The 25954-nt window shown below is 37.3% G+C and carries 29 protein-coding genes and 1 tRNA gene; 9 read left to right on the forward strand and 21 right to left on the reverse strand.

All coding sequences use genetic code 11. The annotated features are described in order from the left end of the window. Positions 1-474: 474 nt before the first annotated feature. The 12 genes from AC1ECB_RS21850 to AC1ECB_RS21905 all read right to left on the reverse strand — a co-directional run bounded on the left by AC1ECB_RS21850 (position 475) and on the right by AC1ECB_RS21905 (position 10429). Complete coding sequence (locus tag AC1ECB_RS21850; protein ID WP_485665753.1) at positions 475-1773, reverse strand: hypothetical protein; 1299 nt, start codon at positions 1771-1773, stop codon at positions 475-477. Then, positions 1766-2827, reverse strand: coding sequence for a hypothetical protein (locus AC1ECB_RS21855; protein ID WP_485665754.1), 1062 nt, complete (start codon positions 2825-2827; stop codon positions 1766-1768). Before AC1ECB_RS21855 ends, AC1ECB_RS21850 begins: the two co-directional genes overlap by 8 nt. Before the next feature lie 736 nt (positions 2828-3563). Further along, positions 3564-4220 carry a RadC family protein gene (radC, locus tag AC1ECB_RS21860; protein WP_485665755.1) on the reverse strand — a complete coding sequence of 219 codons (657 nt, stop codon included), beginning with the start codon at positions 4218-4220 and terminating at the stop codon, positions 3564-3566. A 74-nt stretch (positions 4221-4294) separates the two neighbouring features. Further along, positions 4295-5356, reverse strand: a complete 1062-nt coding sequence (locus AC1ECB_RS21865) for an ankyrin repeat domain-containing protein (RefSeq protein ID WP_485665756.1) — start codon at positions 5354-5356, stop codon at positions 4295-4297. Positions 5357-5560: 204 nt separating this feature from the next. Then, positions 5561-5968 (reverse strand): hypothetical protein, encoded by a 408-nt coding sequence (locus AC1ECB_RS21870; RefSeq protein ID WP_485665757.1) that lies wholly within the window; start codon positions 5966-5968, stop codon positions 5561-5563. A 55-nt stretch (positions 5969-6023) separates the two neighbouring features. Continuing rightward, complete coding sequence (locus tag AC1ECB_RS21875; protein ID WP_485665758.1) at positions 6024-6458, reverse strand: hypothetical protein; 435 nt, start codon at positions 6456-6458, stop codon at positions 6024-6026. A gap of 61 nt (positions 6459-6519) precedes the next feature. After that, positions 6520-6936: a hypothetical protein gene (locus tag AC1ECB_RS21880; protein ID WP_485665759.1), complete on the reverse strand. Its 417-nt coding sequence runs from the start codon at positions 6934-6936 to the stop codon at positions 6520-6522. Positions 6937-6991: 55 nt separating this feature from the next. After that, a complete protein-coding gene (locus tag AC1ECB_RS21885) occupies positions 6992-7291 on the reverse strand; it encodes a helix-turn-helix domain-containing protein (protein ID WP_485665760.1) in 300 nt (99 codons plus the stop codon). A gap of 112 nt (positions 7292-7403) precedes the next feature. Beyond that, positions 7404-7988 (reverse strand): ERF family protein, encoded by a 585-nt coding sequence (locus AC1ECB_RS21890; RefSeq protein ID WP_485665761.1) that lies wholly within the window; start codon positions 7986-7988, stop codon positions 7404-7406. A 119-nt stretch (positions 7989-8107) separates the two neighbouring features. Beyond that, positions 8108-9010 carry a hypothetical protein gene (locus AC1ECB_RS21895; protein WP_485665762.1) on the reverse strand — a complete coding sequence of 301 codons (903 nt, stop codon included), beginning with the start codon at positions 9008-9010 and terminating at the stop codon, positions 8108-8110. Further along, positions 8950-9297, reverse strand: coding sequence for a hypothetical protein (locus AC1ECB_RS21900; protein ID WP_485665763.1), 348 nt, complete (start codon positions 9295-9297; stop codon positions 8950-8952). Before AC1ECB_RS21900 ends, AC1ECB_RS21895 begins: the two co-directional genes overlap by 61 nt. A 19-nt stretch (positions 9298-9316) precedes the next feature. Further along, a complete protein-coding gene (locus tag AC1ECB_RS21905) occupies positions 9317-10429 on the reverse strand; it encodes a DUF932 domain-containing protein (protein WP_485665764.1) in 1113 nt (370 codons plus the stop codon). A 294-nt stretch (positions 10430-10723) separates the two neighbouring features. Here AC1ECB_RS21905 and AC1ECB_RS21910 point away from each other — a divergent pair, with 294 nt between their 5' ends. Together AC1ECB_RS21910 and AC1ECB_RS21915 are read left to right on the forward strand one after the other, a co-directional pair. Next, positions 10724-10906, forward strand: coding sequence for a helix-turn-helix domain-containing protein (locus AC1ECB_RS21910; RefSeq protein WP_485665765.1), 183 nt, complete (start codon positions 10724-10726; stop codon positions 10904-10906). Between the two features lie 119 nt (positions 10907-11025). Further along, on the forward strand, positions 11026-11226 hold the full coding sequence (locus AC1ECB_RS21915; RefSeq protein WP_485665766.1) for a helix-turn-helix domain-containing protein: 201 nt from the start codon (positions 11026-11028) through the stop codon (positions 11224-11226). 28 nt (positions 11227-11254) lie between these two features. Here the strand turns inward: AC1ECB_RS21915 and AC1ECB_RS21920 are convergent, their stop codons facing one another. From AC1ECB_RS21920 to AC1ECB_RS21930, 3 genes are all read right to left on the reverse strand, one after another. Then, positions 11255-12250, reverse strand: a complete 996-nt coding sequence (locus AC1ECB_RS21920) for a hypothetical protein (RefSeq protein ID WP_485665767.1) — start codon at positions 12248-12250, stop codon at positions 11255-11257. Between the two features lie 7 nt (positions 12251-12257). After that, the gene (locus AC1ECB_RS21925) at positions 12258-14321 is read right to left on the reverse strand and encodes an HsdM family class I SAM-dependent methyltransferase (RefSeq protein WP_485665768.1); all 2064 of its coding nucleotides are present in this window, start codon (positions 14319-14321) and stop codon (positions 12258-12260) included. 720 nt (positions 14322-15041) lie between these two features. Further along, positions 15042-16700, reverse strand: coding sequence for a hypothetical protein (locus AC1ECB_RS21930; protein ID WP_485665769.1), 1659 nt, complete (start codon positions 16698-16700; stop codon positions 15042-15044). Positions 16701-17112: 412 nt separating this feature from the next. On the opposite strand from AC1ECB_RS21930, the gene AC1ECB_RS21935 reads away from it, so the two are divergent. The 6 genes from AC1ECB_RS21935 to AC1ECB_RS21960 all read left to right on the forward strand — a co-directional run bounded on the left by AC1ECB_RS21935 (position 17113) and on the right by AC1ECB_RS21960 (position 22254). Further along, entirely contained in the window at positions 17113-17427 is a 315-nt protein-coding gene (locus tag AC1ECB_RS21935; protein ID WP_485665770.1) for a plasmid mobilization protein, read from the forward strand. A 100-nt stretch (positions 17428-17527) separates the two neighbouring features. Then, positions 17528-17917, forward strand: coding sequence for a relaxase/mobilization nuclease domain-containing protein (locus AC1ECB_RS21940; protein ID WP_485669387.1), 390 nt, complete (start codon positions 17528-17530; stop codon positions 17915-17917). 29 nt (positions 17918-17946) lie between these two features. Then, positions 17947-19935 (forward strand): hypothetical protein, encoded by a 1989-nt coding sequence (locus tag AC1ECB_RS21945; RefSeq protein ID WP_485665771.1) that lies wholly within the window; start codon positions 17947-17949, stop codon positions 19933-19935. A 16-nt stretch (positions 19936-19951) separates the two neighbouring features. Continuing rightward, positions 19952-20647 carry a hypothetical protein gene (locus AC1ECB_RS21950; RefSeq protein WP_485665772.1) on the forward strand — a complete coding sequence of 232 codons (696 nt, stop codon included), beginning with the start codon at positions 19952-19954 and terminating at the stop codon, positions 20645-20647. Positions 20648-20721: 74 nt separating this feature from the next. Beyond that, positions 20722-20943, forward strand: coding sequence for a helix-turn-helix domain-containing protein (locus AC1ECB_RS21955; protein WP_485665773.1), 222 nt, complete (start codon positions 20722-20724; stop codon positions 20941-20943). A gap of 108 nt (positions 20944-21051) precedes the next feature. Continuing rightward, positions 21052-22254, forward strand: coding sequence for a tyrosine-type recombinase/integrase (locus AC1ECB_RS21960; protein WP_485665774.1), 1203 nt, complete (start codon positions 21052-21054; stop codon positions 22252-22254). A 110-nt stretch (positions 22255-22364) separates the two neighbouring features. Here the strand turns inward: AC1ECB_RS21960 and AC1ECB_RS21965 are convergent. From AC1ECB_RS21965 to AC1ECB_RS21990, 6 genes are all read right to left on the reverse strand, one after another. Then, positions 22365-22443, reverse strand: a tRNA-Arg gene (locus AC1ECB_RS21965). A 461-nt stretch (positions 22444-22904) separates the two neighbouring features. Then, a complete protein-coding gene (locus AC1ECB_RS21970) occupies positions 22905-23069 on the reverse strand; it encodes a hypothetical protein (RefSeq protein ID WP_485665775.1) in 165 nt (54 codons plus the stop codon). A 423-nt stretch (positions 23070-23492) separates the two neighbouring features. Then, the gene (locus AC1ECB_RS21975) at positions 23493-23981 is read right to left on the reverse strand and encodes a GNAT family N-acetyltransferase (RefSeq protein WP_485665776.1); all 489 of its coding nucleotides are present in this window, start codon (positions 23979-23981) and stop codon (positions 23493-23495) included. A gap of 41 nt (positions 23982-24022) precedes the next feature. Then, positions 24023-24496 carry an HXXEE domain-containing protein gene (locus AC1ECB_RS21980; RefSeq protein WP_485665777.1) on the reverse strand — a complete coding sequence of 158 codons (474 nt, stop codon included), beginning with the start codon at positions 24494-24496 and terminating at the stop codon, positions 24023-24025. Positions 24497-24503: 7 nt separating this feature from the next. Beyond that, the gene (locus AC1ECB_RS21985) at positions 24504-24755 is read right to left on the reverse strand and encodes a helix-hairpin-helix domain-containing protein (RefSeq protein WP_485665778.1); all 252 of its coding nucleotides are present in this window, start codon (positions 24753-24755) and stop codon (positions 24504-24506) included. A 32-nt stretch (positions 24756-24787) separates the two neighbouring features. After that, entirely contained in the window at positions 24788-25114 is a 327-nt protein-coding gene (locus AC1ECB_RS21990; RefSeq protein WP_485665779.1) for a carboxymuconolactone decarboxylase family protein, read from the reverse strand. Between the two features lie 253 nt (positions 25115-25367). Between AC1ECB_RS21990 and AC1ECB_RS21995 the strand changes: the two genes are divergently transcribed. Then, complete coding sequence (locus AC1ECB_RS21995) at positions 25368-25775, forward strand: YjdF family protein (RefSeq protein WP_485665780.1); 408 nt, start codon at positions 25368-25370, stop codon at positions 25773-25775. Positions 25776-25954 lie beyond the last annotated feature (179 nt).

Consider the following 25954-nt stretch of genomic DNA (forward strand, 5'->3'; position numbering starts at 1 on the left):
AAAAACAGCTGGAAATTACACCGGTTTAGAGATTTTACATCATTTTTGATAAATTCCCACGTTTCTTGATATGTTCCTGGAACTGCAAATTCGGGACCACGAATAAAATTGATAAAATCTGCTACCCTGCCATAATACCAATCGACAAACTGGTCTGCATAGTCCCGCTTCTTTATATCTGGAACATTCTGTTCGCCATGTAAAACATGTTAATTAGTAGAAAAATAATATGTACAGTATGGCGTACTTTGAATCTAAAATGTAGTCAATAACTTATTCAATATACCGAATTTTCGCTTGTTCCGTTATTTTATTACACCAATAATGTTTTTTCAAATGATATAAGAACAATTCAAATCTACGCTCATGCCCTTGCTGAGCAGGATAAAGAGATAGCTGATATCATGCAACTTTTGTTACAATAGCACTATAAAGTAAAAGGCTTCTAGTCCATAAAAAGACTAGAAGCTTTTTTTATCTACCTCTAATGTTATCAGAAAGTTCATTTGCACTTCTCTTAATTTGGGGGATAGTTCCATTATCACCAGCACTCACTAATTTTCTAATCATCGGATTCTTAATGCTTAATTCATTCAACTTATAACGTTCTACTATTTCGCCCCAACGTTCTGCGGGATTATCATCAACTAGCTTAAATAAAAGAACCTCACTACCAGGAAAAACACCATCTAAGAAATAAACCCATCTATCATTAGAAAGATTGTCCAATATTGCTAAGACATGCTGCTCTGCCCCTGTGGAATGCCCCCAACAATTTCCGACGTATACTGCAAGTAAGGCTTCTACACATGCTCCTAGTGCAGGAGAAGGTATAGATGTACCTAACGAATTTAAGTGCTTAACTGCGGATGGTTCGTTATAGAAATTATTATAACCAAAATGTACTTTTAGCAACTCAGCAGCAGCGTCAATAAATGCATTAGACCTTAGGTTCTCAGGTACGTAATCAAAACCTTTTACTTTTAGCAATACCGACTTCAGTGCAATGACCATATCACGGTTTCCCTCATTAACTGCTTTTGCGTAAGCGAAACCAATAGGCCAACGGTCGTCGGATAGCAAATTCTCCCAAATGCTAGGGATAATACAACTCATATTCGCAAATACGTTTTGAAGTTCTCCTCCTGGCTGGGTTTTCTTTGCCAAGTTTAGCAACGTTCTAACTGTAGTCCTTTTGTAGAAGTAAGGGCTATTTATTAGCGTTCTGTAAGTTTCATCATCTTCTTTAAGAATGCTAAGTTTAAGTATATTTCTAAAATCATTAAATGAAAAATGAAAATCTTCCTTTGTTTTCCCAAGTACATATACAATACAGCTCTTGATACATGCTTGGGCTATTGTTTTATCCATTTCTTCATCTATGTCTCTTGAAGCGAAGTGCTTAATCATTTGGCAATAGTGCATGAATAGCTGCTTAGCCGTTTTATTTATAAAACCCAGGTCTGCAGCCAGATTGATAACATCCACTTCAGAAATCTGCGATGCATCACTTGAATTATCTGCTCTTCCAAGCATCTCCAGTACAAAATCATCGCCAAAACTTAATACCATATCTCTTAGGACATTAATTGTTCTATTCCAAGTATATTCAGTTGCCATATCGTAAAGTTCAGCACTGAACGCCCCAGTTACTTTCTGAACTTCTCTTCGGGTAAGCATATTGCAATAATCAGCTAACTCTTGAATCTCAGAAACCCTTCCTGGAATAGCTAGTCCATCAGGCGAATTCCATAGCGTTGGTAAATTAGTCATCTATATGCACCCTTTCATAGACAGAGTTGCCGTCTTGGGATTGAAAATATGTTCCGATATAGTTCGGGTTGTTTGCCTGCAAAAGTGCCGACCATGCCCTTTTTCTAGCACCACCAGTCACCTTTACCCCCTCCATATTTGTTGGATTGATGAAGACATTAAAACCACGTATTCTTCCTTTAGTATCAACTACGGTAATACCATCTACATTCATCATTTCCAATAATAGTCCTGATAACGCATAAAATGCTTCACTGGTAAAACAGTCTGCCCCCTGTCCAGTGGCTTCAGCGGCCTTCCATGATAAATCTATTGGGTCTTCAAGCCACGTCCCATCCTTTAAAAATTCGTCTGGAACATTATATTCCGCTTTAATTATAAGTACTATCGTTCCGTGAACACGCTGAGATGCAAGTTTAAAAAGCTTTGTAAAAACTTTAGTCAATCCAACTTTTTCATCGATATTTACTATGTCGGAAACAACGTCTCCAGCTACAGCAGCGCAGTCACAATTTTGTTCCCCCTCTTGGCTAATAAGTCTAAAATCAATTACTAAGCAACTTTTTCTAAGCCCAGTAATACACATCTCATATTTGCTCAGAATCTTAACCTCAATTAACCCAAACTCTGCAGCCGATAAGTCACTATCGTCACCAAATAATACTTCGGTAACAGAAAGTCCTTGAGGCCCACTAAACGCTCTTAGCAAACCATAATCAATGTATTCCTCTTTTATGTTTATGTAGACAAACCATCCATTATTACAGAACGGGATTAACGCTTTTAAAACCTTTTCAAGGTCTTCACCAGTAGGTAAGCCTTTTTTAATCGATATACTATAATGATATGGCACTTGAATAATAGCTTGCTCAATATTAAATCCTACAACAACGTTAGGTCTTATCTTTGTTTCTTCTTCTTCGTATGTGCATGCCTTAGAAGCAAACTTAAGGAAATATTCGATAAAGCCTTCTGGGAGTTTAATTTGCTCGACTTCTAACATTTGTTCAAGTTCCGAGCGTACACTGGAAAACACTACTCTGTTAACTGTCATCAGGCACCAACCTTACCAAAAGTTATAAGTATAGCATTCTACATACCATATTATTTTCCTTTAAATCATGCCTATTTAGCTTAAATTCGGCAGGTATGTGTCAATTATGTGTCAAAGCAAAAGAAAAGAGCCCTAAGAAAACCCTAGAACCCTTGATTTTTCTGGAGCCGATAATCAGATTAAAACTGTTGACTTATGCTTTACGAAAGAAATGGACAAAAATCTAACATTTTGCTCCAATATTTCTTCACAAAATGTTATAATAAATAGCTGGTGGTTCTTTACAATGAAATAGACAGCAATGTAAATGATAAAAGCTATACTGACCTTAGCAATATAGTGAATTGGCCAATATTAAGTACTAAACATTATAAAATTATAAAAAAAATTCTGCCGCGGCATACGTTAGCATGCCGCGGCAGAATTTTAGTAAAGGCTTCGCCTTTACTATACACCTATATATTCTTACTATTATGTTAGTTTACAAATAATTAAATATCATTTTAAACAATGTTTTATTCATCCATACAACCCTTTTAAATCCAAAATAATGTTTTTCATTACTGAATAACTTTTGTTCCGGTTGTTCCAGCATTTTTTCATTCATACAAATATCAACATACTCCCATCCTTTGAAATTTACTACGTTCCTCATCAAGATGCAGGTTATTGAAACTATTATTTAACTATCACGCAATGATGCGAGAATCCAAAAATAGTGATCAGTATTAACCTTTTATGATATAATTCCTTTCTCTTTCAAACTAACATATTGCCCCTGTCCGATAATCACATGGTCCAATACAGGAATATCAATAATCCGGCCAGCTTCAACCAGTTTCTTTGTCAGAGTAATATCTTCTGAGCTAGGCACTGGGTCTCCACTCGGATGGTTGTGCACCAATATTGTTGAAGCGCAAGCTCGACGAATCAACATCTTAAAAGTTTCACGCGGATGCACAATACTTGCATTTAAGCTGCCAATAGATACCGTATGCCGAACAATCACATGATTTTTAGTACTTAGACCTACTACAACAAACTGTTCTACAGTAAGATATTCCAATTCCCCTCGCACCAAGTCGTAAATATCTTTAGGCGTGCGAATTATTACCCGGCTATCCTCCGGATTGCCCTGTACATAGTGAACAAAACGCAAGATTGCTGATAATTGCTTGGCTTTAACCCTTCCAATACCTTTAACGAACATCATGTCTTCTTCGGTTGCATTCATTAGCTCCTGCATTGTTGGAAATTCCTTCAATAATGCATCTACTGTATAGCCCTTGCTTGTTTCCCTCAAACAATCTGCCAATAGGGTTTTTAGCGAATCTATACCACTCATAACTGGATACCCCCTTTTAAATTCAAATAATAAGAGCCAACTAAGCAAATTCTCATTCTTAGTTGGCTCTTCTATATAGTCTTATGAATACCCGCATGCTATATTATTCCATATTTATACATTTAATGTCCTTTATCCGTATTACCTGGTTGAAATGAGGCTTCGATTTGACTAACCATAGCATCGTACTGATCTTTTTGTAACTCTGGATAGCTGAATTCAAATGTATTCGTAGATCCATTACCTAAAAATGTTTTTCTGTAGTGAATCGTCCCATTGTCATTCCATGTAATGACAAACCAGTAGTTGCCTACCGTTTTATATCCTATATCGCCTTTTATATAGCCTAATGCCTTACTATAGGCTTGCTGAATATTATCATGTGCAGTGTTATTACTGCCATAAGAACTAAGTTTTGTCTGGCCATCTCCAGAGGTAAAAGTAAGACCGTCACCATTAGCCGGATCTTTTCCTTTTGAAAAACCTGCCGGATACGCAATACTAAACCCATATCTGCTATTTTGATATGTATTATACGTCATACTTGCATTCTCTGTTGTGGTCTGTTTTTGCGCACCTGCATTCTGTAATAAATTCATTAAATCTGTATTTTTAACATTTTCCGCTAACTGCAATGAGGTGCTACCATCCCCGGTTTTGGCATTGACATCTACTCCTTTTTCAATAGCCATTTTTACCAGCTCTACATCGTTTCCCATAATCGCACAGTGTAAAAGAGTGATACCTTGTTTATCGGCTGTCTTCCAATCAGCCCCTACATCGCTTAGAGCATCTACTGCACTCTTCTGGTTAGCTAGTACCGCATAAAAAAGCGCGTTTCTTCCTTCATTATCTTGTGAATTCACTAAAGCTGCCTGCTCTTTTAAAATCTTTTGTAGTAAATCTATGTTTCCAGCTTTTGCAGCTGCCATTAAAGTGGTCTCATTTTTATCATTTTTAGTAGCTAAACCCATACCAGCATCAATAAATAATTTAGTGACTGTAACATCATTATTTTCTATGGACTTAATAAAAGCTTCCGCTGTATATTGGATGTTCATTTTGCCAAGCTCTTTTCTCGCTTCCGCTTTTTTATCTGTCCCACAGCCAACAAAAACTGCAGATAAAAAACACGTTAACAATAACATGCTCAAAAACGTAATTCCTTTTATATTATTTACCATTTTACACACATCCTGTCTTATCAACAATTACAAACAACTGTACTGATTCTACTGCGGATAGTATTTTTTGCATCATTGTATATTGCGAAATACAGACAACCACTGTTGCTTATAACAAAATTTACACTTAACCCAACCAAAGTCATTTTCATTACTGATTCATGGCGGCTATTAAGGTTTCCTAATATACATTTTATATTTAGGTTAGTCTCTGTCTTCCCAATATACTTTAATATAATTTACTCCCCAATCATCACCCTTAATCTCACTAGCGTTGTTATTTCTGCGAAGAATATACAGCAGATATCGTTGACCATCCAGTCTAATCTGACACCTTACATCATTTGTAGACCAATTACCATTTTTCCCTTTTATCGATACTCTAATATCACTTTCTCCCAACGGGTTGACTTCAAGTATTTCTAATATTTTGATATTAGTTTTACCGAACTCATACTTAATCCAGCTAGAATTAGGTTTAGCCCATTTACCATAAAGTAATTCTTGAGCAATTTCCATATCAGATTTTTCTTCTGCATAAGTTACATTAAAAACGGCCAACAACACCGTTAGAATCACCAAGCTACAAAATAATCTTTTTATTAGTTTCAACAAAATTCCCCCACCATCCACTATATTCGTTATTAAATAACTTAGCCATTAACATTTATGACTCCTTCAAAGAAACGAATTTGTGCCTTTTAAAAAGCGAGTAATATGGTATTTTAATAATCGATCCCAAAATCCCGACCTTGGGCTTACAGCTAAATTTTACGAAGTCTTTCAATAAAAAAGATTCCTTCGGACTTGAGAACCAGCTCCAGTTTACCCTTATATACATCTCATGTAGTCCCGGCTCAAGTTGGAATCGCTTCTTTTCACCATTTCTGAGTCTACCGATTTCCTTTTCATCAACAAATACCCTATAACTTAATAAACAGCCAACAAAGCTGCTTTCCCGCAACACCTCAACTGTCGGAACCATATCTGTATGATTTGACAGAACCACTTGTCCTATCTGTTCCTGATTTGTTCCGCACTGAGGACATAATTTGGCGTTAGCCTCTAATTCCACATTGCATTGTTTGCATATCTTAGCCATAATAATTAACCTCCTTGATAAATTGTATCTATGCTTATTTAACAGAAAGAACAAAAACGCCCTATAGTCCGTATTCGCTCATAAATGGTAAATGCGCCTTCTCATAGGTAAATACAGCAACATTCTTACCATCTGAAGTTATAACCATCTTTCTGAAGATTGCGCTTACTTGATATTCTGTATTGAGATTTAATTTATAAAATGCTGCTACATTTACTACAAACCTATTACCATCACCATCTTGCAACATGAACCTTGGATCATCTGTTCCAATAAGAGTTCCCGTGAACTTAACTGTTTTATCGACATAAGCCTCTGGATTGTTTGCTAAGTCATAATAAGATACTTCTTCGGTATTGGCTAACTCATCGGACATGTTTTGCCTGATGTTTTCCAATTGGCTTTGGGACATTGCGCATGCCATATTTGCCGACATTAAAATACAAAACGCCATAAGTAATCCTGTTAATTTTTTCATTTCATTACGCTCCTGTCTTTTATTTTTTCTTTCACGGCCTACAACAATCACTGTTTTAGTTTATCTTTTGGTTAGGGTCTGTTATTTGCCATTCCAGTGTTTTTTCTCTGGCGTCAAACGTAACTAACATAGCAAGATCGATATTAAGTCCTTCGGCAATGGCTAGCAAGATAGAAAGGGAAATATTGTTGTTGTATTTTCCCCGCTCAATTTTGCCTAAAGAACTTACGCTAATATTAATTCGTCTTGCCAGTTCTTCCTGGGTTAGATTTTTTAGTCGACGATAATACGCCACTTTTCTACCGATTTGCTTATACTTAAATGTATAAATATCGCTCATCTCCAACCAGAGCATTTATCTATTGTCATTATTACATAAAATTACCGTCTCTAAGTCGCATAGATAATGCCGGTATCAGCATAAATCATGCCGATTTCCTGAACAGTTATTTTTCTATCCGCATAATTTATGCTGCACCTTGTGATTTTTTCTGGCAATTCATACATAGCGGTCTGCCGAATCTATTCATCGATACTTTCATGATACCAGCAGTGATTTTGGTTCCACAGTCACTGCATACTAGGTTGCAACTACCACTTGGGCTTTTCTCCATATCTGTCACATACATGCCTTCATCTGTCTTGCGATCTGCTTCCGGATCATCATTCGTACTAATGGCCAAACTCAGCATATAGGCATATTTAATTGCAGCCGTCTGCGCTTTCATTACAGCTTTATCACCGCTGTCCTGACCACTGCCGATACCGGACAATTCAACCTGTTCCCCACTGTCTGTATCAATTAGTGTAATCTTTACTTTCACCGTCACTAAATGCTCGGTATTTCCCTTGTTATTCATAACGTCGCTGTTGGCTATTACTTCCGGCAATACGATGGCTGCTATGTTATGCTTTACCAAAGATGCATTGACTTTTTCCAATACGTCAGCCGAAGTAGCATATTTATAGTGGTGAAAATCATTGACTCCATTCTTTTTAATGGTGCTGCACGCTTCCATAACTTTAACTAATTTACCAGCAATCTGTTTCATCTTGCTTCCCTCCTGAAAGTAAACAAAAGCTTGCTTATCCGTCATACAGAGGATCAGCAAGCCTTTATATATAGTGAAATTTTATTCATGACATTCCTACGTTTATCTAAAGAGTATCCCTAGCTCACTACTTTTAAGGGTTTAATTGCATTGTTCTTTAGCTTTTTCCCATACGAACAATGTTCCGCTACCTGACAATAATCTAAGCATTTCCGGTTATGCCAGCGTTCCTTAGCCGTGCAAATCGACGGCATATTTCCACTATTCAAAGCTTGTTGCAAATCTGTAGCTTTGTGTTGCATATAACGGATAATCCATCGATTGCTAATGCGATTGACCGATATCAAATAAATGGCCTGGTCAATACCTCTTTCGTTGGCTATTCGCAAGCTATTATCCCGGCACATGGCTTGAATCACTATTTTATTTACTGCTAAGCCTTGCTGTTCCAATAAAATGCGATAGTAGTTTAGCTGAATGGCCCAGTCTGTAATGCCTTTTACACCATCATCTCGCCATTCTTTTTTGAATTTGGGTTCCCCCTTTTTCAATCCAGTTTTATAGACTTCGCCAGTTGGAACATTCACCTTATATTTACCTAAAGCCTTCATTATTTTATAACTGCTCGTGACTTTAATATCGCCCAGTACCCCGGTGTCTTGATCTAATATCTCACCATATAAATCAAACTTACCGGAAGTAATATCATCTTTTAGCCGTATTTCGGTTAGCATATTCCCTTCAGTATGATGCTCATTAATCGTATGCAAGGCTGAGCCATGCAGAGCATATAGTACATCCTGAGGATTTACCGCATAATCAATGGTCTTTTTTAGGTAAGTTTCTCTTGTTCCGGCAATGAGTTCCGTTACGGTTGGCTCACTAAGCCCTCTGTCTAACGATTTTGCTACGGCTCTTAATGTTGGCAGGAACATACATCTTTGTTTCATTTGGCAAGATGTTAAGCAGTCTTTGATAAGGATACTTCTTCCATCTGAGCAGATAAAATATTTTGCTGGCATAGTTCTTCCTCTCCTTCCTTGTGCTGGACTTCATTAGCCTGTACTATATCTAACTTCACCTTTATATCTCCTAGAATATTACTGGTGTTGCTCTCCAGTAATTCTTTTAGTTGTGCTTGATTAACCATTGCTCGGATTCCATCACCCAATACTTTAGTTTGCAGATAGTTTAAGGTTAGACTAATATCGGTATCATTTCCGACTCTTAAGGTAACAACAAAGTTGTTTTTATGTTGGCGTAATTCTGCAATTACATCTTCATATGCCAAACAATCACTGATAAACATTTTGTTCACACTCCTGTTATTATCTAGCCATTTCCAACGGTATTACATTAGTAATATTTTTTTCGACAGAGTGAATGGGTGGCATAATCAGTTTGTTATTTCCTGCTGGTAGAGTAAGCAGTTCACCACCCAGACGCTCTAAGTCGGTTGCCCTTGTATAGTCTTCCATATCTTGCGAGGCTCTGGTAACAGCATTGATTAAGCCATACTTGCTATTATCTCTGCCCATAATAAAGTGCCGTAATACACTGCCTCGCTCACCTTGATTGAGCATATATCGGTCAGCCAATACTTCTACTGTTTTGACTGGATCAGGGTCGGTTGATTCATACATGGTGCCTCTTAACTTTTCTACCGATAAATTAAATTTAACTTCATCAATCGCAGTTCTAACGGTATCCTGCACCTTCATGAAGAATGCCTTATCATCTTGAGCTAGTGTTTCATCTGAGAAGATTTCGTAAGCACTGTCCTCACTTTCAATTTGTTTGCCAACATGGTAACGTTTTTGCGCATAGTCTTTGACGATTAATCCATTCTTACAGACTAGGCGGTATATCAGCGGTTCGACTTTTAAGCTGCCCAGCCCAACCTCGGAATTTGATATAACAATGCCTGCTTGCACAACATCGCCAACAGTTACTTCTGCTTTTAGCTTCTTATTAATAACTTTGATATACATATGTGTCTCGGTTATTTGGCTGGACATGATTTCTGCTGTTTTCATTTCATTAATAATTGGCAGTACCGCATCAGCTAATTCCAGGTTATCTAACCGACGATAACGGTCACTTAAAAAAGCTCGGACACTGCCATCTAGTGTCCGGATCATTCTGCGTTCATGCGATTTACTAAACCAACTATTAATATTGTCATCCAGCAATTCAGGATATTCAGTACGCATTTTGTTGTAGTACTTGAACGGAATTTGCAAGCGATCGGCAATTTGCCTATGCGCTAATTCATTTACGATAAAAGATTCTGTCGTGTTGTCCATACCCAGCATTAATTTGCTAACACCGTTCGCAGTATCTACTTCAAGATTACGGGTGTCGGCAAGATAGTCTCTTCTTGCTAGCCGTTGGCGCTCCAGTTCCTGAGCTAATTGAATAATGGTTCTGCCTTGTTTCATGTTGATTCCCCATTTCTCTTTTGTTTTTAGAACGTCAAAAAGAGCCAGATAGCAATTTATCTGGCTCAAAGGGTAACACGCTTATGTTCCTATGCTCCTCTGCAAGGGCTTTGTGGTATATCCACAAGTCTGCAGGTCATGAATATAATATATGACTGTATTTTTTTATTTTAACACTAATCATAACTCACCAAGTAATGACAACGATAATGATAAATCAACATATTTCATCAACCACAAGCATTTTTATATGAACATATAAATAAAAATAATCATTAAAGGTGGTTGATCATTATGTTAGCCATGAATAAACTCGTTGTATCTGTTTCTGATGCTGCATGCCTTCTCAGTGTCAGTGATCAAAAAATCTATCAACTAATTTCTAGCGAACAGTTACTTGCCTATAAGGACGGCAAAGCTTGGAAAATTCAAATGGCGTCTATTGAAAATTATATTCAATCCAGAATTGCTAAATAGCCCCTTTTTTCATGTTCTTCCTTTAGTTACGGTCTTATACCACTCATAGCCTATATTTTATTGCAATATATTTTTATGCAAACATCTTAATAATTAAAGAAAAAAGGAGCGGGTTCATTATGTTCGAGCAATACAACGATATCTTAACTGTAGACGAGCTTTGCGAAGCTCTAATGATTGGAAAAAATGCAGCGTATACTCTCTTGGCATCAGGCCAGCTAAACGCCTTTCGCTATAACCGTGTTTGGAAGATCCCTAAACAAGGCGTAATTGATTATATTATGCGGCAAAGTAAGCTAACATACAGAGGCTTGGTTTGACCAAGCCTCTGTTTAATAACACAGTTTATTAAACTGTTCGGGAATAACTTAGTGTCTGAATATAAGTTCGCATATACTCGTAATCGGGAGTATACTTCATATCTTCATTAAGAATTGGCACTCCCCCTGAATTAGTCACAACAGGCAATAATATTTCCGAATTCAACAACCGGTCTCCATTCCATTTCCTTCCGTAATTATATCTATACCTGTTTGCCGAAAACACAGAAGCCATAAACAGTCCAACATATTTGTCTAAATTTGCGCTATATCCAGCAAACAATGTGGTTGATCCTATAAAACACTTATCCATATAATTTGCGTAGCCTACACTACCTTGACCATCACCAATCATAACAATGCAATTACCCAAAGAAACTAAATCTGGTTGCGCCTTTACTTTTTTCATTAGGCCATTTTCTCTTTTTTTCGCTCCTACATACCAAATATCCGTTCCTGTGACTAGTTGACCTGCATTTCCACATTTACATTGCTCAACTTTATCAAATAAATCCTTTACTTTAAAAGACCGCCAATTATCCAGTTTAATTATGGGAGTTGGTCTGGCAAATAATGCCTTTTGATAATAAGAAATTTCTTTTATTTCCGTGGAATAAACCCAATCTGGAATTTCATCTAAGGAAATGATCTCAATTAGGCCTATTCTCTCAGGAGTTACCTGTCTTCCATACGCATATCTATACCTATCAAGCCTAATAAGTAATGAATAATAAATCATCTCTTGCTGTGTTAGCGGATGCTTTGGAGTCAAAACCAAACAATTATCGTCTATACAACAGTCGTTAGGTTGATATATGGCAAAACCAACAGTTCCCTGACCCGTATTCGGTACAGATATAACATGTTTGTATTTAGGAATTATATCGAAGTATCCATATATACCGTAATTAGAAGCTTTAGCTGAGATTAAAGGGATTCCATATTTACATGGGCTAAGATGTTCTTTTGAGTGGTATTCTCTTTGCCCATAGTCTGCGTCAAAAATAGTATCTAATTTAACCATTATTCACCTATTCTTCATCATTTTCATCTTCTATATCTTGGTCCATCTCTTCATCACCTGTTCCATCGATTTCAAACAAGTTATCAAGTGACTTTTCTCTCAACTTATAGATAATATAGTTTTTAACTTCGCTTTCGAATATTTCTTTTGTTATTTTTGAATAATCCGTCTCAGCATATTTTTCCCAAACACATTCATCTTCCCCATCAAGGCATTTCCATATTCCAATTTCTTTGTTTTCTATGGTCCGTTTAAATGATTGTAACCAAACCTTTTTTATTTCGTCTGGCTTACTTGCGATAGGAATTCGCCCAATCCCTTTTTTCCAAACGTATCCATCATCTTTCCAATTCCCTAGATATGTTGGTATTTCTGGGTCATGGGGTATCCCAGCTTTTATTAGAACAATGCACGTTACTATATTTATTGGTCGAAACAAGTCGATTGGCATACTCATTACCGCAACTAATGTGTTGTTTGCTAATAACTTCTTTCTTTGCTCCTTATAACCGTCGGAGTTCATGTACGATACTGGGATAATTGCGCAAACTAAATTATCCCCTTTACTTCGACTTTTGCCAATAACGTTACCTTTTTCATCCTTATACTTGATACAGGAGCAAAGGAACTCTATAAACTCCAAACACGAGATGTCTGTTCCACTATAAGGGGGGTTTATCATGCCAACTGTTGCTTTGTTTTCAAGCTCGGCTTTATGGTCCATACAGGAACCATAAAACATGTTTGCCTTTCCATCTCCCCTAAGAATCATATTCGAGCAACCTAAAGTAAACATCTGCTTATCATCATCACAACCATAAAGTTGCTCATCTCTAATCTTTTCTTTTATAAGTTCAGGCTTAGGTTGCTTGTCCGCTAATAAGTATAATCTATTCATTGCGGAAATTAAAAAACCAGCCGTTCCAGCACAAGGATCTAATACTACATCATCTATATTAAGATTTATTAAATCACAAAACAGCTCAGTGATATGAGATGGAGTTAAGACAATTCCACTAGATTTATCACCTTTTGCATAACGTAAAAACTCACTATAAAATTTGCCAACAATGTCTAAAGGATATTCTCCAGTCATGCAAGGTGCTACCGATTCTTCAAGAGTTTTTAAGACTTCTCTCAAAACTCTTGCATTATCTTTGAGTAATCCCTGTTGGTTAAATACATCTTTGAACTTTGTTTTTAACATTTCCTTCTTAAACGTATCTTTTACACCCATACACTTTAACGTGTTCTCGATGGATATGTCTAATAATTCCAGAAGCCTCTCATTTGAAACTTTTTTATCCGCATAAGAATTTAAAAAAATGACATCTTTTAGAACTAGTAGTAAACCACTTACTAACAATGATCTTTCAATGGGCGGTACACTTGCTTTATGTAGTGTTTCGTTAAGTTCCTTTGCAATTGATAATGCATTTGTAAGAATCAAATTCTTTTTTACAATATCTAATTTCGAAAAGACATTTAAATAATCATTATAAGACATTAAGGAATCTATCTTGAGATTCATAAATGGACCGGGGGTTCCTTCTTCCCATTTCCGATTTTTCTCCCAGGCAAATGTGGATATAGATAAATTCGATACACTATCATCCTCTAAGATGTCTCCAGTTATCCCAACAGCAATTACGTCATACTTTTCAGATAAAAACTTAGCGTAATGCAAGACTCCTTCTACTGCGTATCTTGATATAGTCGATTGCTTTTTCTCTAAAATATTTTCTTCCCTCATTTTCTTCCCAATATGATTAGAAGAACTGTGAACTTTACACTCTATAACAATTGCCAGATTTTGATGTGTATTTATTATAATAAATTCTGGTTTTCCGAAATCGGCTGTATCGGCCCATAATTTGTCTTCTAATTTCTTGCTACATTTGCTACTATGCTTTAGTAAGTTACAAAGTTCAATATGGGTTTTATAACTATCTTGCTCGTATACAATTAACTTATTTTTATCCTCTTTTGTCGAAGGTAACGGATAGCCACAAATACTCGTTAAAATTTCCCGTGTCTTATCAACTACAGGCTGTTCTATTCTTTTCGCCATTATACTACCTCCTATTAAATTAACATACTTCAAGACTTTTTTGAATAATTCCTGCATTTTTCTAAACTATGATAGTTATTGCCCAATAACTTACTATTAGACGCCGTCTTTACAACACTAATAAGGCATTTTGGTCTAATTTAATTTAGATGCGGTCAAAATGTGGTCATACAGGGTGTTTTTATGCTTTTCACATATAAAAAAGGCTTTATGCAAGCATGCATAAAGCCTTTTTTTATATGGCGGAGATGGTGGGATTCGAACCCACGGTGCTTGCTATTGGTAAAAATTCGGCCTATAAACTTTTATCCTCCGGGGAATTTAATTGTTTCCGACACAACCGGATTTGGAAAATTCCACGTGAGGCTGTAACTGAATACATTCTTAAAAAAGTTTCGTTGAATAAATTCTTCTGTAAATAATTGCCAATAGATCTCTCTTGCCTACGCAAGAGAGATCTGAGTCGATTTTTCTGTAAGCTACCGCCAATTGTCTTTTTTCCCATATTCCCCGAATTCTTTTCACACTCGCTCCTTAATATATAAGCAGTAAAAGAAATAGGTGGGAAATTAGTGGAACGGTACTTTAACGCCTATGGCTACATTTGTATCAACAAATGTTTGCTTTATTATTGCCGAACTGGCTTTGAAATTTAGTTGCACGAATTCATTCCGAATTAATTTAGGGCTTTACCGACATTTCAACCCTCTTATATGACTTCTAATTTTCTTCCGTGGGATGTAACCATTCAAATAGCTCCGCCTTGGTTTTCATTTCTTTCCATCTGCAGTATTGCCGCAATTTCTCAGTACTCATAATACCTTCGGCTATTTCAGTTATATTTTTATGCTTACACGGTTCGGCATCCAATAACGGAATGACTTTTCGCAAATATAAAAACAATTCTTTTTTTATTTCGAATCGTTTTTTTACCGTGCTTTCAGCTTCATTCATTACCAGAGAGTTTAAACTATTTAGGAAGCAGACAATTTCATACAACCCTGCTTCTGCATCCTTAACCATCAGGTCAGGAGAAACATCATCATTTATGTTACGCACTATTTCCATGAAGGTTTTGTTCTTTCTACCGGATTTGCCACCATTATATCCCTCGCGAAATGTCATTTGTCTACTTTGACAGGTCTCATACAGATGGATTATATTCAACAATTCGTCAATACTCACTACATATGGCTCAGTCTCCATATTATAGAAAAGAAATAACAGTGCTAATTTTGAATAATCCTTACTATGTCGCCGGACTGCGTGATATTTATCATCATCATTGCCCCCTAGCATACGAGCTATACTTTTAGCCTTACGCATAACAAAATTTTCAACAGGTTCTAACCTCTCACCCCATTTGACTTGAACTATGTTATGTGCCTCTCGCACAATAAAACTCTTTGTGGATTCATCTTTTGAGCTATCCTTTAAAAGTTCTATTTTAAAAGATTGTGCCAAATACCTTACTCTTTCTTTGTAAAGAGAGTCAACGTTTGTATCTAGACGGGGTTCTTTAATTGTATCATCAATCCCTAATAGCAAAAAGTGTAAATAAGCACGCCAAAACAAGTCATTCGGCTCCTGAAAGGGTATTTGTTCTTCGGTATTGAGTTCTTTTAAATATACCAAAATCAGTGTTAATAAATCGCCCCGTATTTCAATTATGTCTGGGATAGAAGGAAAAATAAGCTCATCAACTACTCGTTCCACAATTGCTTCACCTAAACTATTAATACAGTAACGAAAGCTCCCTGCAAAATATTCTATGACTAAAGCCTCTTTAAAGCTTAAAGCCTTTAACAGTTCTTTTCTTATGAATAGCATGGATTCCCGATAGGGATTATCTGCTTCATTCCTAAATCGCCAGAATGATGCCGCCTCCATATTTGCTAAAATCCCTCGCCGCCCACTGGTTGCACATCTTAATAATATCAGCAGCAACTGATGAATTTGATATATTTGTTTCTGCGACCAATTTCCTTCATATTCTATTCCAAAATAAGTTTGCAAGTATTTTTTTTTGTCTTCTAATGCATCATCTGGATTCAAAATTCTAGCGCACATATCCTCTTGATTAATACTTATTTGTTGAACTAATTCTCCAATAGTAGCCTTAGCAGACGTAAAGGATTCATAACGGTTTTGTGCATCGTAGAAATTATTACTTTTATCAAATAAAGATATGGAACGCTCCTCTCTAATTCGATCAAACCCTTTTGCACATACTGCCCCCCGCTCTAAAGCCTCCGTTCTATTTACCTTTTGTTCCCGTTCCGCCAAGTGTTCAAATTCGCGGCAAATTTCAGTAAATTCATCAACCATTTCGTCCCAACTTATGTCAGTCTTTTCTAATGAAGGCTGCTTATACACCATCTAACTGCTCACCTCTCAAACCTACTATCCAGTGTATTCCCCAAATTCCCCTGAAACATATACCCTCCCTGGTGCTTGATATATAAGGAGTATAGAGACTAACGGGTAATCTGGGGAACGCTTCATTGTTGTTCCTCACTCCATAGCGTAATGATAAAATCCGCTCTTGTTTAAAGACAATTGCGGTTTTTTTATCCGTGAAACTCGGTCGTTTTTTCATCCATCTAATTCGACATAGCATTCACCCCCCTTGTTTACTGCATGTAAAGATTATTAAGCAAATGACAAAATTGATAAAGGTTACTTGGCTGTAGTTGTTTTGGATTTAGTCTAACATAAATAATGTAGTTAACAAGCATCTAGCTACATTTAAAACAACTTTTAAATCCATCAAAGAGAGGAGGACATTCTCATGAAAAAGAGTTCCACAAAAAACGAATTTATACAGCTTCGTACTACATACGCTGAAAAAGCAGAATTAAAAAAGAGGGCCGAACAGGCTGGTCTCAGCATGACGGACTACTTATTGAAAAAGTCCGAAGAACATATTCTTGTATCGCCTTCATGCGGGCGAGAAATGTTAAAAGTCCTACACTCGCTTTACTTGCAGCTTCAGCAATTCCAAAGTAGTCAAGTAGACATTAGCGAGATTCAGAACGCGCTCAGTGAATATGCCCGTTTTTTACGTGATCACATGAATGCTCTAAAAATATCAGCTGAGAGGTGAAGAAATGTCTATTCTAAAATTCGTCAACCAGAACAGTCGGACTCTAGCGGAAATGGAGGCTTATCTAACAGACCCCGCCAAAACTTCTCCAGACTTAATTATGGGCTTCGGTTTAGACCCTCATTGCGCACTGGAACAAATGACCTTTGCATCGTCTTTGTGGGGGTGCGACGAGAACCATCGTTCCTATTGGCATGTTATTTTATCATTTAATGCGGATGTTCGAGAGGTACTCCCTATCGAGTCCATAAAAGAAATCGTAAACCGAATTGGTAAATTGTTCTGTTCGGAGCATCATGTCTTGGCCGTAATCCATACAGACACGCCGAACCTTCATGCTCATTATTGGATTAACGCAGTAAATATTTTAAACGGGAAGCAGTTCCGACAGAAAAAAAGCTTGTATTCCTATAAGCAATCTGCAAACCAAATCTTATTGCAGTATGGCCTTCGCCCCATTTACTGCTATACTGGCCAACCCACATGCTAATTAAACCACACACGATAGGAGGAAGCAATGTGTCTCAAATGCCAAGACCATTTCAACCAAATCAACCATTATCATCAAAAAATCCATACAAATGTGGACAAGCAATACCTGATCCATATGACTATCAGTTGCAAACTATGAATCTGCCTATCGCTGCATTTCAGATTAATACTGATATTGACGCAGCAAAAAATCCATATGAGTCTCCTGCGAGCTATATGGATCGTACAGGCTCACAAATGATTTTGTTTTCCAATGATAGCTTGAAGAAAAATATCCTCCCCGCTCTTTCAGATAAGACTGCTGTAGAAGGCCGACTACTCGGGGAAAAATTTGTCGAAACCAATAATAGCGTGTTTTGCTTGGAAAACGGCAAACAGATTTCTCTGGCAAACTTCATCGTTAAGGTCACGGGACGTGTTTGTCGTAAAAGCATTGGAAAGTCAACAAACCTCCTCACCGTCCAAATAATTAGCGCTACATCTGAAACCGAACTGACGGTTCCCTTATCTAAGTATAAGATGCTGTTAGGTGAAATCAAAAGCGATCACCCTGAATTCCGTCTAAATGCTGAATTCAGGAATGCTAATTCCTTTTTTTCAGAATACTGCTCGTTAGTATATGAAGAAGCTTTGGGGACAATTGCCCACTCAGAGATTTATGAATATGCCGGATGGGAAAAGGTCGGGGAACATATGATTTATTTGTCAAAAAGGCTGCCCTATTGTCATTCTGAAAGGTATGTTTGGGAAATACCTCCCCACGAAATTCCTGCAATCTATCACCACGGACATGACTTCCTGACAATAGGTAATAATTTAAAAACTATGTTACCACTCTTCCTCTATGCGCATATCGGCTACACCGCTCAGTTGTTTGAGGAAGCAGGTTATGAGGTGCAATTTCTTTTAATGGTTGTGGGAAAAACAGGGAGTTTTAAAACTTCATTATGTCAAGAACTGTTCCAGGCATTCAATACAGATAAGTTTTTAAATTTCCAGTCAACGCCACGTGCTATTGAACTGCAACGCAATGAGTGTCGAGACATGACATTGCTCCTGGATGATATCTTTTCCAGCAAAGACAAAGATGCGCTCCAAAAGTTCGCTGATGTATTACGGGTCTTTGGTGATAATGCTGCAAAAGCCAAAGCTAATGCTGCATCAACCAAAATTGAGCGATTCGGTGTTCGCGGTGCTGCGGTCGTCACTGGTGAAAACGATTTGAATACACAACAGTCTTCGAGATTGAGATACTTGACCATTCCAGTAGACAACTCCAGCTTTAATCCAGAAAGGCTACGGAATTTCCAAGTCAATAGAGTCACAGCCAAACAACAAAATCAGCCTTCCATTATTCAAAACTACTTCAGTGCATATATCTATTATTTGGAAAATAATTACAGCGACGTAGTTCGCGAAATCATGCAAATTGACTACCATCTAGTACCTTTAGCAGTAAAATTCCCACGACTGAACATGATTTATCGAATCATGTTTGCCACTGCGCGAATCGTAATTCGCTTCGGGCTCACCTATGGAGCAATGACCGAAGAAAATGCTGAAGCTACGCTCGCCCTCTGGATAAAACTGATTGGCGTTGTGATCCTTGAAAACCAGAATGAAAGTTCCATTTGTGAGCCTCACATCGCTTATTTAGATGCCTTAGTACAGGGCATCGCTACCGGTGATGTTCTGTTGGCGAGCGATAAAGAAACTTTTTTTCAGTGTGGTCGAGAGTACTTAGGTTTCTACGTCAAGCAGCACGAGAGAATTTATTTAAATTACCAGAAAGCTTTTAAGTATGTTGAAAAATACTATGCAGATCTGCACTGCTCATTTGAGACTACCCCCATCGAAATTCATAAATCCCTCTACGAACACGGCCTAAGTGAAGGTTATCAAGAGAAGGGGCGAAATCGCTACCTCAAGAAACTAGCGCGCGGCGAACAAAAAATTCAAGTTCTATGTCTAAAGTGCGCTGCGATTAAAGCTGTATTATCCGAAGAAAAAAATTAAAAGGAAGTGTTTTATTGTGAACCAACCAGAATTGACTATCGAAGCTCAGTCCTCAAGAAAATTCGCACTCATCAGCAGTTATGATGTAGGAATTTTTGAAACTCAAGATGAGTTGTACATCGCATTAGCATACCGGAAAAGCCCATTTTGTAATATTTATGCCCACGAAGATTTAAATGTATTGGCCTGCTTAGTACACCAATACTATCCTGCTTTCTTTTTCGCAAATAATAGCTATCCCCATTCCCCGTTAGATCTACCTGCTACTCCTTCTTTTTATGCATTACAATGTCCAGAATCGTTAATACCAATCCAGAGTGTTAGCTACACTGTACCTAGCTCCAACCAAACTAGTATCACTCCCACTATTAATACTCCTGCTTATTGGGGCATTAATGCCTTAAATGGTTTTTGCGTATGTACCAACCTGGAACAATTAATTGGCTCAATAGCTGATCCTTCTTTTCTTGTAGCCCCATGTGCGGAATACTATTTCAATATAAACGCCGCTTACAACGGGGCTCGAAACAATTATGTTTCTCGCTTCTACCGCCATTATGATTCCATGTGGGAAGTACTAGGATTACCAAGCACGGGCGATCCTTTAAACAACTCAGTATATATCGATCCGGCCTTTCACGAACGTGAAAAACGCTGGAAAGATCACGATAGCTTTGCAAATTTTGATGCTTTATATAAGTTGGGACTTTGATATTTTTCGTTGTGCAAAAGCGCTTTGGGATAATTATATATCATAATTATAGATAAATAGCTGGAGGTAATCATATGAAAATTTACACAGAACGTGAATTAGCTCATGAGCTAGGTGTATCGCCATGGACAATACGTCTATGGCGAACAAAAGCTAATTTACCATATTTCAGGACATCTGGCCGTGTCTTTTATAGGATGGAGTCCATACTTCAATGGATGGCAAAAGAAGAAGAACTCAACACCATCAAAAATGGCTTTAACGAAAAAGCAAACCATATTTCATTATCAATTTAAAAATTTTAAGGGGAGCTATAAACAGCTCCCCTTAAAATATGAAAGAATAGTCAGTTGGACAAACATTATATCAAACGAGAGACATACGAATAGGAGGCAAGAATAGCCATGCCAAGCTTTGGTAGCGTACAGAAAACAGGCAAAAACTCATGGAAACTTGTAATCAGCGGTGGCTTTGACGGTGCTGGCAAGCGAATACGTCTTACTAAAACTATTCATACCACTAGTGACAATGATGAAAAACAGGAAAAAGAAGCACGTCAACAACTTGCTTTGTTTATATCTGAAGTAGAAAAAGGTAATACTGCTAGCAGTGGCAAGATCAACCTATCACAGTTCTGTAACTTGTGGCTTAAAAACCATGCCGAACGCCATCTTGCTCCCAAAACAGTTCAACGATACAAACAATTCATACATTCTTGGATATTGCCTGCTATGGGACAAATCCAGCTTGTCAAACTAAAGCCCATTCAAATACTATCTTTCTATGGCACCCTTGAAGAAGATGGCATTCGCAAAGACGGCAAAGAAGGCTCTTTATCATCTCGAACCCGCTTACATATTCACAGGCTATTGCATACCATATTGCAGACTGCTGTTCAATGGGAATACCTAAACACTAATCCTGCGAGCAAAGTAAAGGCTCCAAAAGCTGAACGGGCTAAAATCCGCATACTAGACGAAGAACAGACAGTAACATTTATACTGCACCTTGATAACGAAGATTTAAAATGGAAAACTTTGTCCCTGCTAACATTGGCCGCAGGTCTGCGACTCAGCGAGGCAATGGGAATTGAATGGCAACATATCGATCTTGATAAACAAACCTTATCTATTGAACAAAGTAGCCACTATATAAACCATGTTGGTATAATCACAAAGTCAACAAAAAACCAATCATCCGAAAGACTCATATCGCTGCCAAAAAGTATTATTGAGTTATTAAAGCAGTACCGCTCCCATCAAAACACTGAACGTTTACGACTTGGTGATAAATGGCAGGATAGTAACCGACTTTTCACTCAATGGAATGGTAAGCCTATGAGTCCCAGCAGTTTCAATATGTGGTTAACCGGCTTCTGCTTCCGAAGTGAACTACCTAAAATAACACCACAAAGCCTGCGTCATTTATCGGCCACCGTGCTATTAAATAGCGGTATATCATTGAAGAATGTATCAGGAAGATTAGGCCACGCCAGGACATCAACTACTGGTGATATTTACGCACACTTCTTAAAGTCAACTGACAAAGTAGCTGCAGAAAAAATGGACGAAATACTAAACCTCGGCAAGGAAAAAAAGCAGACCTAAAATTGGCCTGTTTTTTTTCTTTATTGGTGTTGGTTTTTCTAGCGTTGTCACTGATATTGTCACCATATCTACATAACAAAAGGCCTCCATATTACTGGAAGCCTTTTGTTTGGTGCGCCCGGAGGGACTCGAACCCCCGCAAGACGCGGTTTAGGAAACCACCGCTCTATCCACCTGAGCTACGGGCGCATGTTACAAACTATTAATTTATCTGTATTTTAGCCACTTTTCTACTGCCTTATTATACCATATTTGATACCGAAAAATCACCTTTTTTAATACCAATGGCATCATAATGGAATTCAAATGGCATTTTCAAAAGTGACGGCAGATCGGCATAATTAGCAGATTCGACAAAAATGACACTAGTTGAGATAACGATAATTAGTATAGCATTTCGGGTGCGGCGTGTCAATTGTGACATATTTCCTAACATTCATTAATTTATAGTTTTTATTACAACCGTTATATTATACACCTCGCCACTATGTAAACGAAAAAAGCGAGTATTAAGAATGTGACCCAAGGCAAATATTTTTTCTTGTCATTCTTCTCTGGAATTTTGTACCGCCCCTCATTGGGCATAATAGTACTCTGACCATTGCCTTCGTGGTGGTTGATTATCGTGCCCCCTGTCAAAACAACTTAACTTAGAGGAGTTGGCTTTGCTTATTGATACGCTTTGTCATGGACGAATATTCTTCGTCAGTCTTGTCCCAATAGTTGTTTACGGTATTACGATGGATTGCCAGCATTTTTGCTGTTTTACGCTTTGAAAAATTAAGTGCTTTTAACGTCTGAATGTGAATGTACATTTTTAACTCCTTCATTTTTGCCATCCTCTCTACAATGCGTGATAATAAAAATTTATCACATATTGTTTCAAGGCAAGCAATTTATTTTTATGCACATTCGTATTGCTCAGAGTGGTACACTTTTCGGACAAAACTGGTACAGTTGATGGCCGTTATTGGTACACTTTATTATACCGCTCACGCCTACGTCACACCAATATATCTCAGATGTTATTAAATGGCGTAGACTTAAGTACAGCGATGGCACGTAGCGGTCATTCTCAGGTTTCAACGTTGTTAGGATACTGCCATACTAACCTTAAAAAAGAAAGAGATGCAGGAAACCTGTTTAGCAAGTTTTTATAATTGACTAACCCTGTCAAATATGACAGGGTTATATTTATTGCTACCCAAATAATTACAGTAAAAATTAATTATTCGACTTTATTGTATTTCTAACTCGTATAATGCCACGGTTCTCCCCTCAATACTTGAAAAGGTATCCCCCATATAGCAAGCTCCGATTTTTTCATAAAAACCCTTGGCATTGGGGTCTGCAAAAATATTAACCTTGTTAATCTGCATATCCTTGCACTTTTCTTTTAATACACTGATTAAAATTGAACCAATACCTGTACCAATATGCTCTGGCATAATAAAAATATGTTCCAGCCAAAACCCCTTATTTACAAATACCTTACCTGCCCAAAAGTTTGCTTTTACTTCAACCAAAGAAAAATAACCTATCGTCTGTCCATCCTTTTCCGCAACATATACCAAATTATTTGCTATGTATGCTGGCGTAATGGTCAATTCATCTTTCCATACTTTGAAATATTCTTCAGGATAATTCCAATACCGTTTAGAAGTAAAAGAAATTTGGGATAAATCTTTACTATCATTAATAGTCGCAGGTCTAATTACTACGTTCATCTGATTTCCTCTCAAACATATGATTTGCCTATCTTCTTATTTTAGTAATCATCAATTAACTTACTCGCAAGCTTAAACAACGGTTGTAATGAAGCAACTGTCAGTACAGTTACAATCACACCGCTAATTAAAATAGAAGATAACGGTATACCTAATTTTACATTATTTATTATGATTGTTACACCTATCGGCAAATTCAATAGCATCCCTGTTAATGTTCCTGGTGCATATCTTCTAAGAAAAATTGTTGCTAAGAGATGTGGAAAAATAGAATTAAGGCTCATCATTAACACAAATCCTAAATATAGATTCCTAATTGCTACAATAGATTGTCCCCATAATAAAAATATAAATGTTATCAAATAACCAACCGAACTTACTACCATTAACGCAAAGTGGAACTCTTGCTTGGATACTTGAGGATGATACTTCCCTGCATACTTAGACCATCTTGGCAACCATAATCCTTCTTCAATATTATGCAAAGTAAAAGCCAACAAAAAAAGCAATTCCATATTAACCCTATCCCCGCTCTTTCCAATTCCACCATTTTAGCAGTTCGGCATCATATTCATCATTAGAAGCATAATAAACGGCACATCTAAATACATACAACATACATCTATCAACTTTTCCTCCTTGATACTCGCATAACTGTTCATATAAATGCTCTGGGTCTCTATCTTGTAAATCCCGAATAGACTTTATACCCAAATTCCACAAGTCTTTAGCAACTGCTTTGCCCACCCCAGGAATTGTCTGTAGTTCTTTCAAAGATGCCTTCTCATCACTTTTCATCATTAACATCACACGCATTCGCCGTCAAACGCATTTAATGCTATTGGTAACGCTTGAATCACAGTATTTCCTACCGCAGGTAATCCTACTAAAACGACACTTATTATTTCTTCTCTTGTTGCCCCCAGCGACTTAGCGTGTTTTACGTGAAAGGGCAATCCGTTTTTCATCCTAACTGACGCTAATACAGCAATATATGCAAGTTCTTCTGTCTTTGAGTCAAGTTTGCTTGCTGAATCCAGTTTTTGTACAGTTTCCATCCATATTTTCTGCTGTTCTGGAGCTTCCTTTATAAATGTTTGAAAAGCATTACTAACTGAAATATTTTCGTTCATTTTGCCAACCTCCATCTAATTAAAATGCTTATTCATTACATTCGTTGAAATACCATTAATTACCTGCACAATAAAAAGATAGCAGACTCACCAAGGATTATTTGACAGCCACTTATGTGCTATGTTAATCTCTTATTGAGTGAAAAAACACGGTTCGGTTGGTAGTCCGAATGCACCTTTCCTTAGGTGTCGTATCCTTCCCCCCTTCGGGATGTCCATCACTCTGGATAATAATTCAGAGGGGGAATAAATAATGAAATTAACCGTATATCATGACGGTCAGTTCTGGGTAGGTGTTTTAGAGGAATTAGAAGATGGAAAATTAAAAGCCGTTCGGCATGTTTTTGGTTCTGAGCCATATGATTGGGATGTAATGCATTTCATAAATCAGCAGATGCTTTCCTGCATGGAAAAAGCTAATGCTAACGTTGAACTGAATGCCCCAATTCGTCCGTCAAATCCCAAAATATTAGCAAGAAAAGTAGCGAAAGAAGCAAAAAAGATAGGTATCTCTACCTTTGCTCAAGACGCTATAAAAAAAGATATTGAATCTCACAAATTAGAACGTCAGATAAATTCAAAACAATTTCATCAAGAATTAGCTAATTACAAAAGAGCATTTAAAATACAAAAAAAGAAAGAAAAGAAACGCGGACATTAACATTTTCTCGCTACAACTATTAACCCCACCGATTTTTGGTGGGGTTTTACAATTACCATCTGGCACTTCAGGCACACTGGCATAACTGGCACTCGGCACTCTGAAAATGGCATTTTCGGCACTAATGGAATTCCAACGGAATTCAAAAACAAAAAAAGCTCTGAGGAAATCCCTCAGAA

The sequence above is a fragment of the Sporomusa sp. 246TCP1 genome (assembly GCF_057319775.1).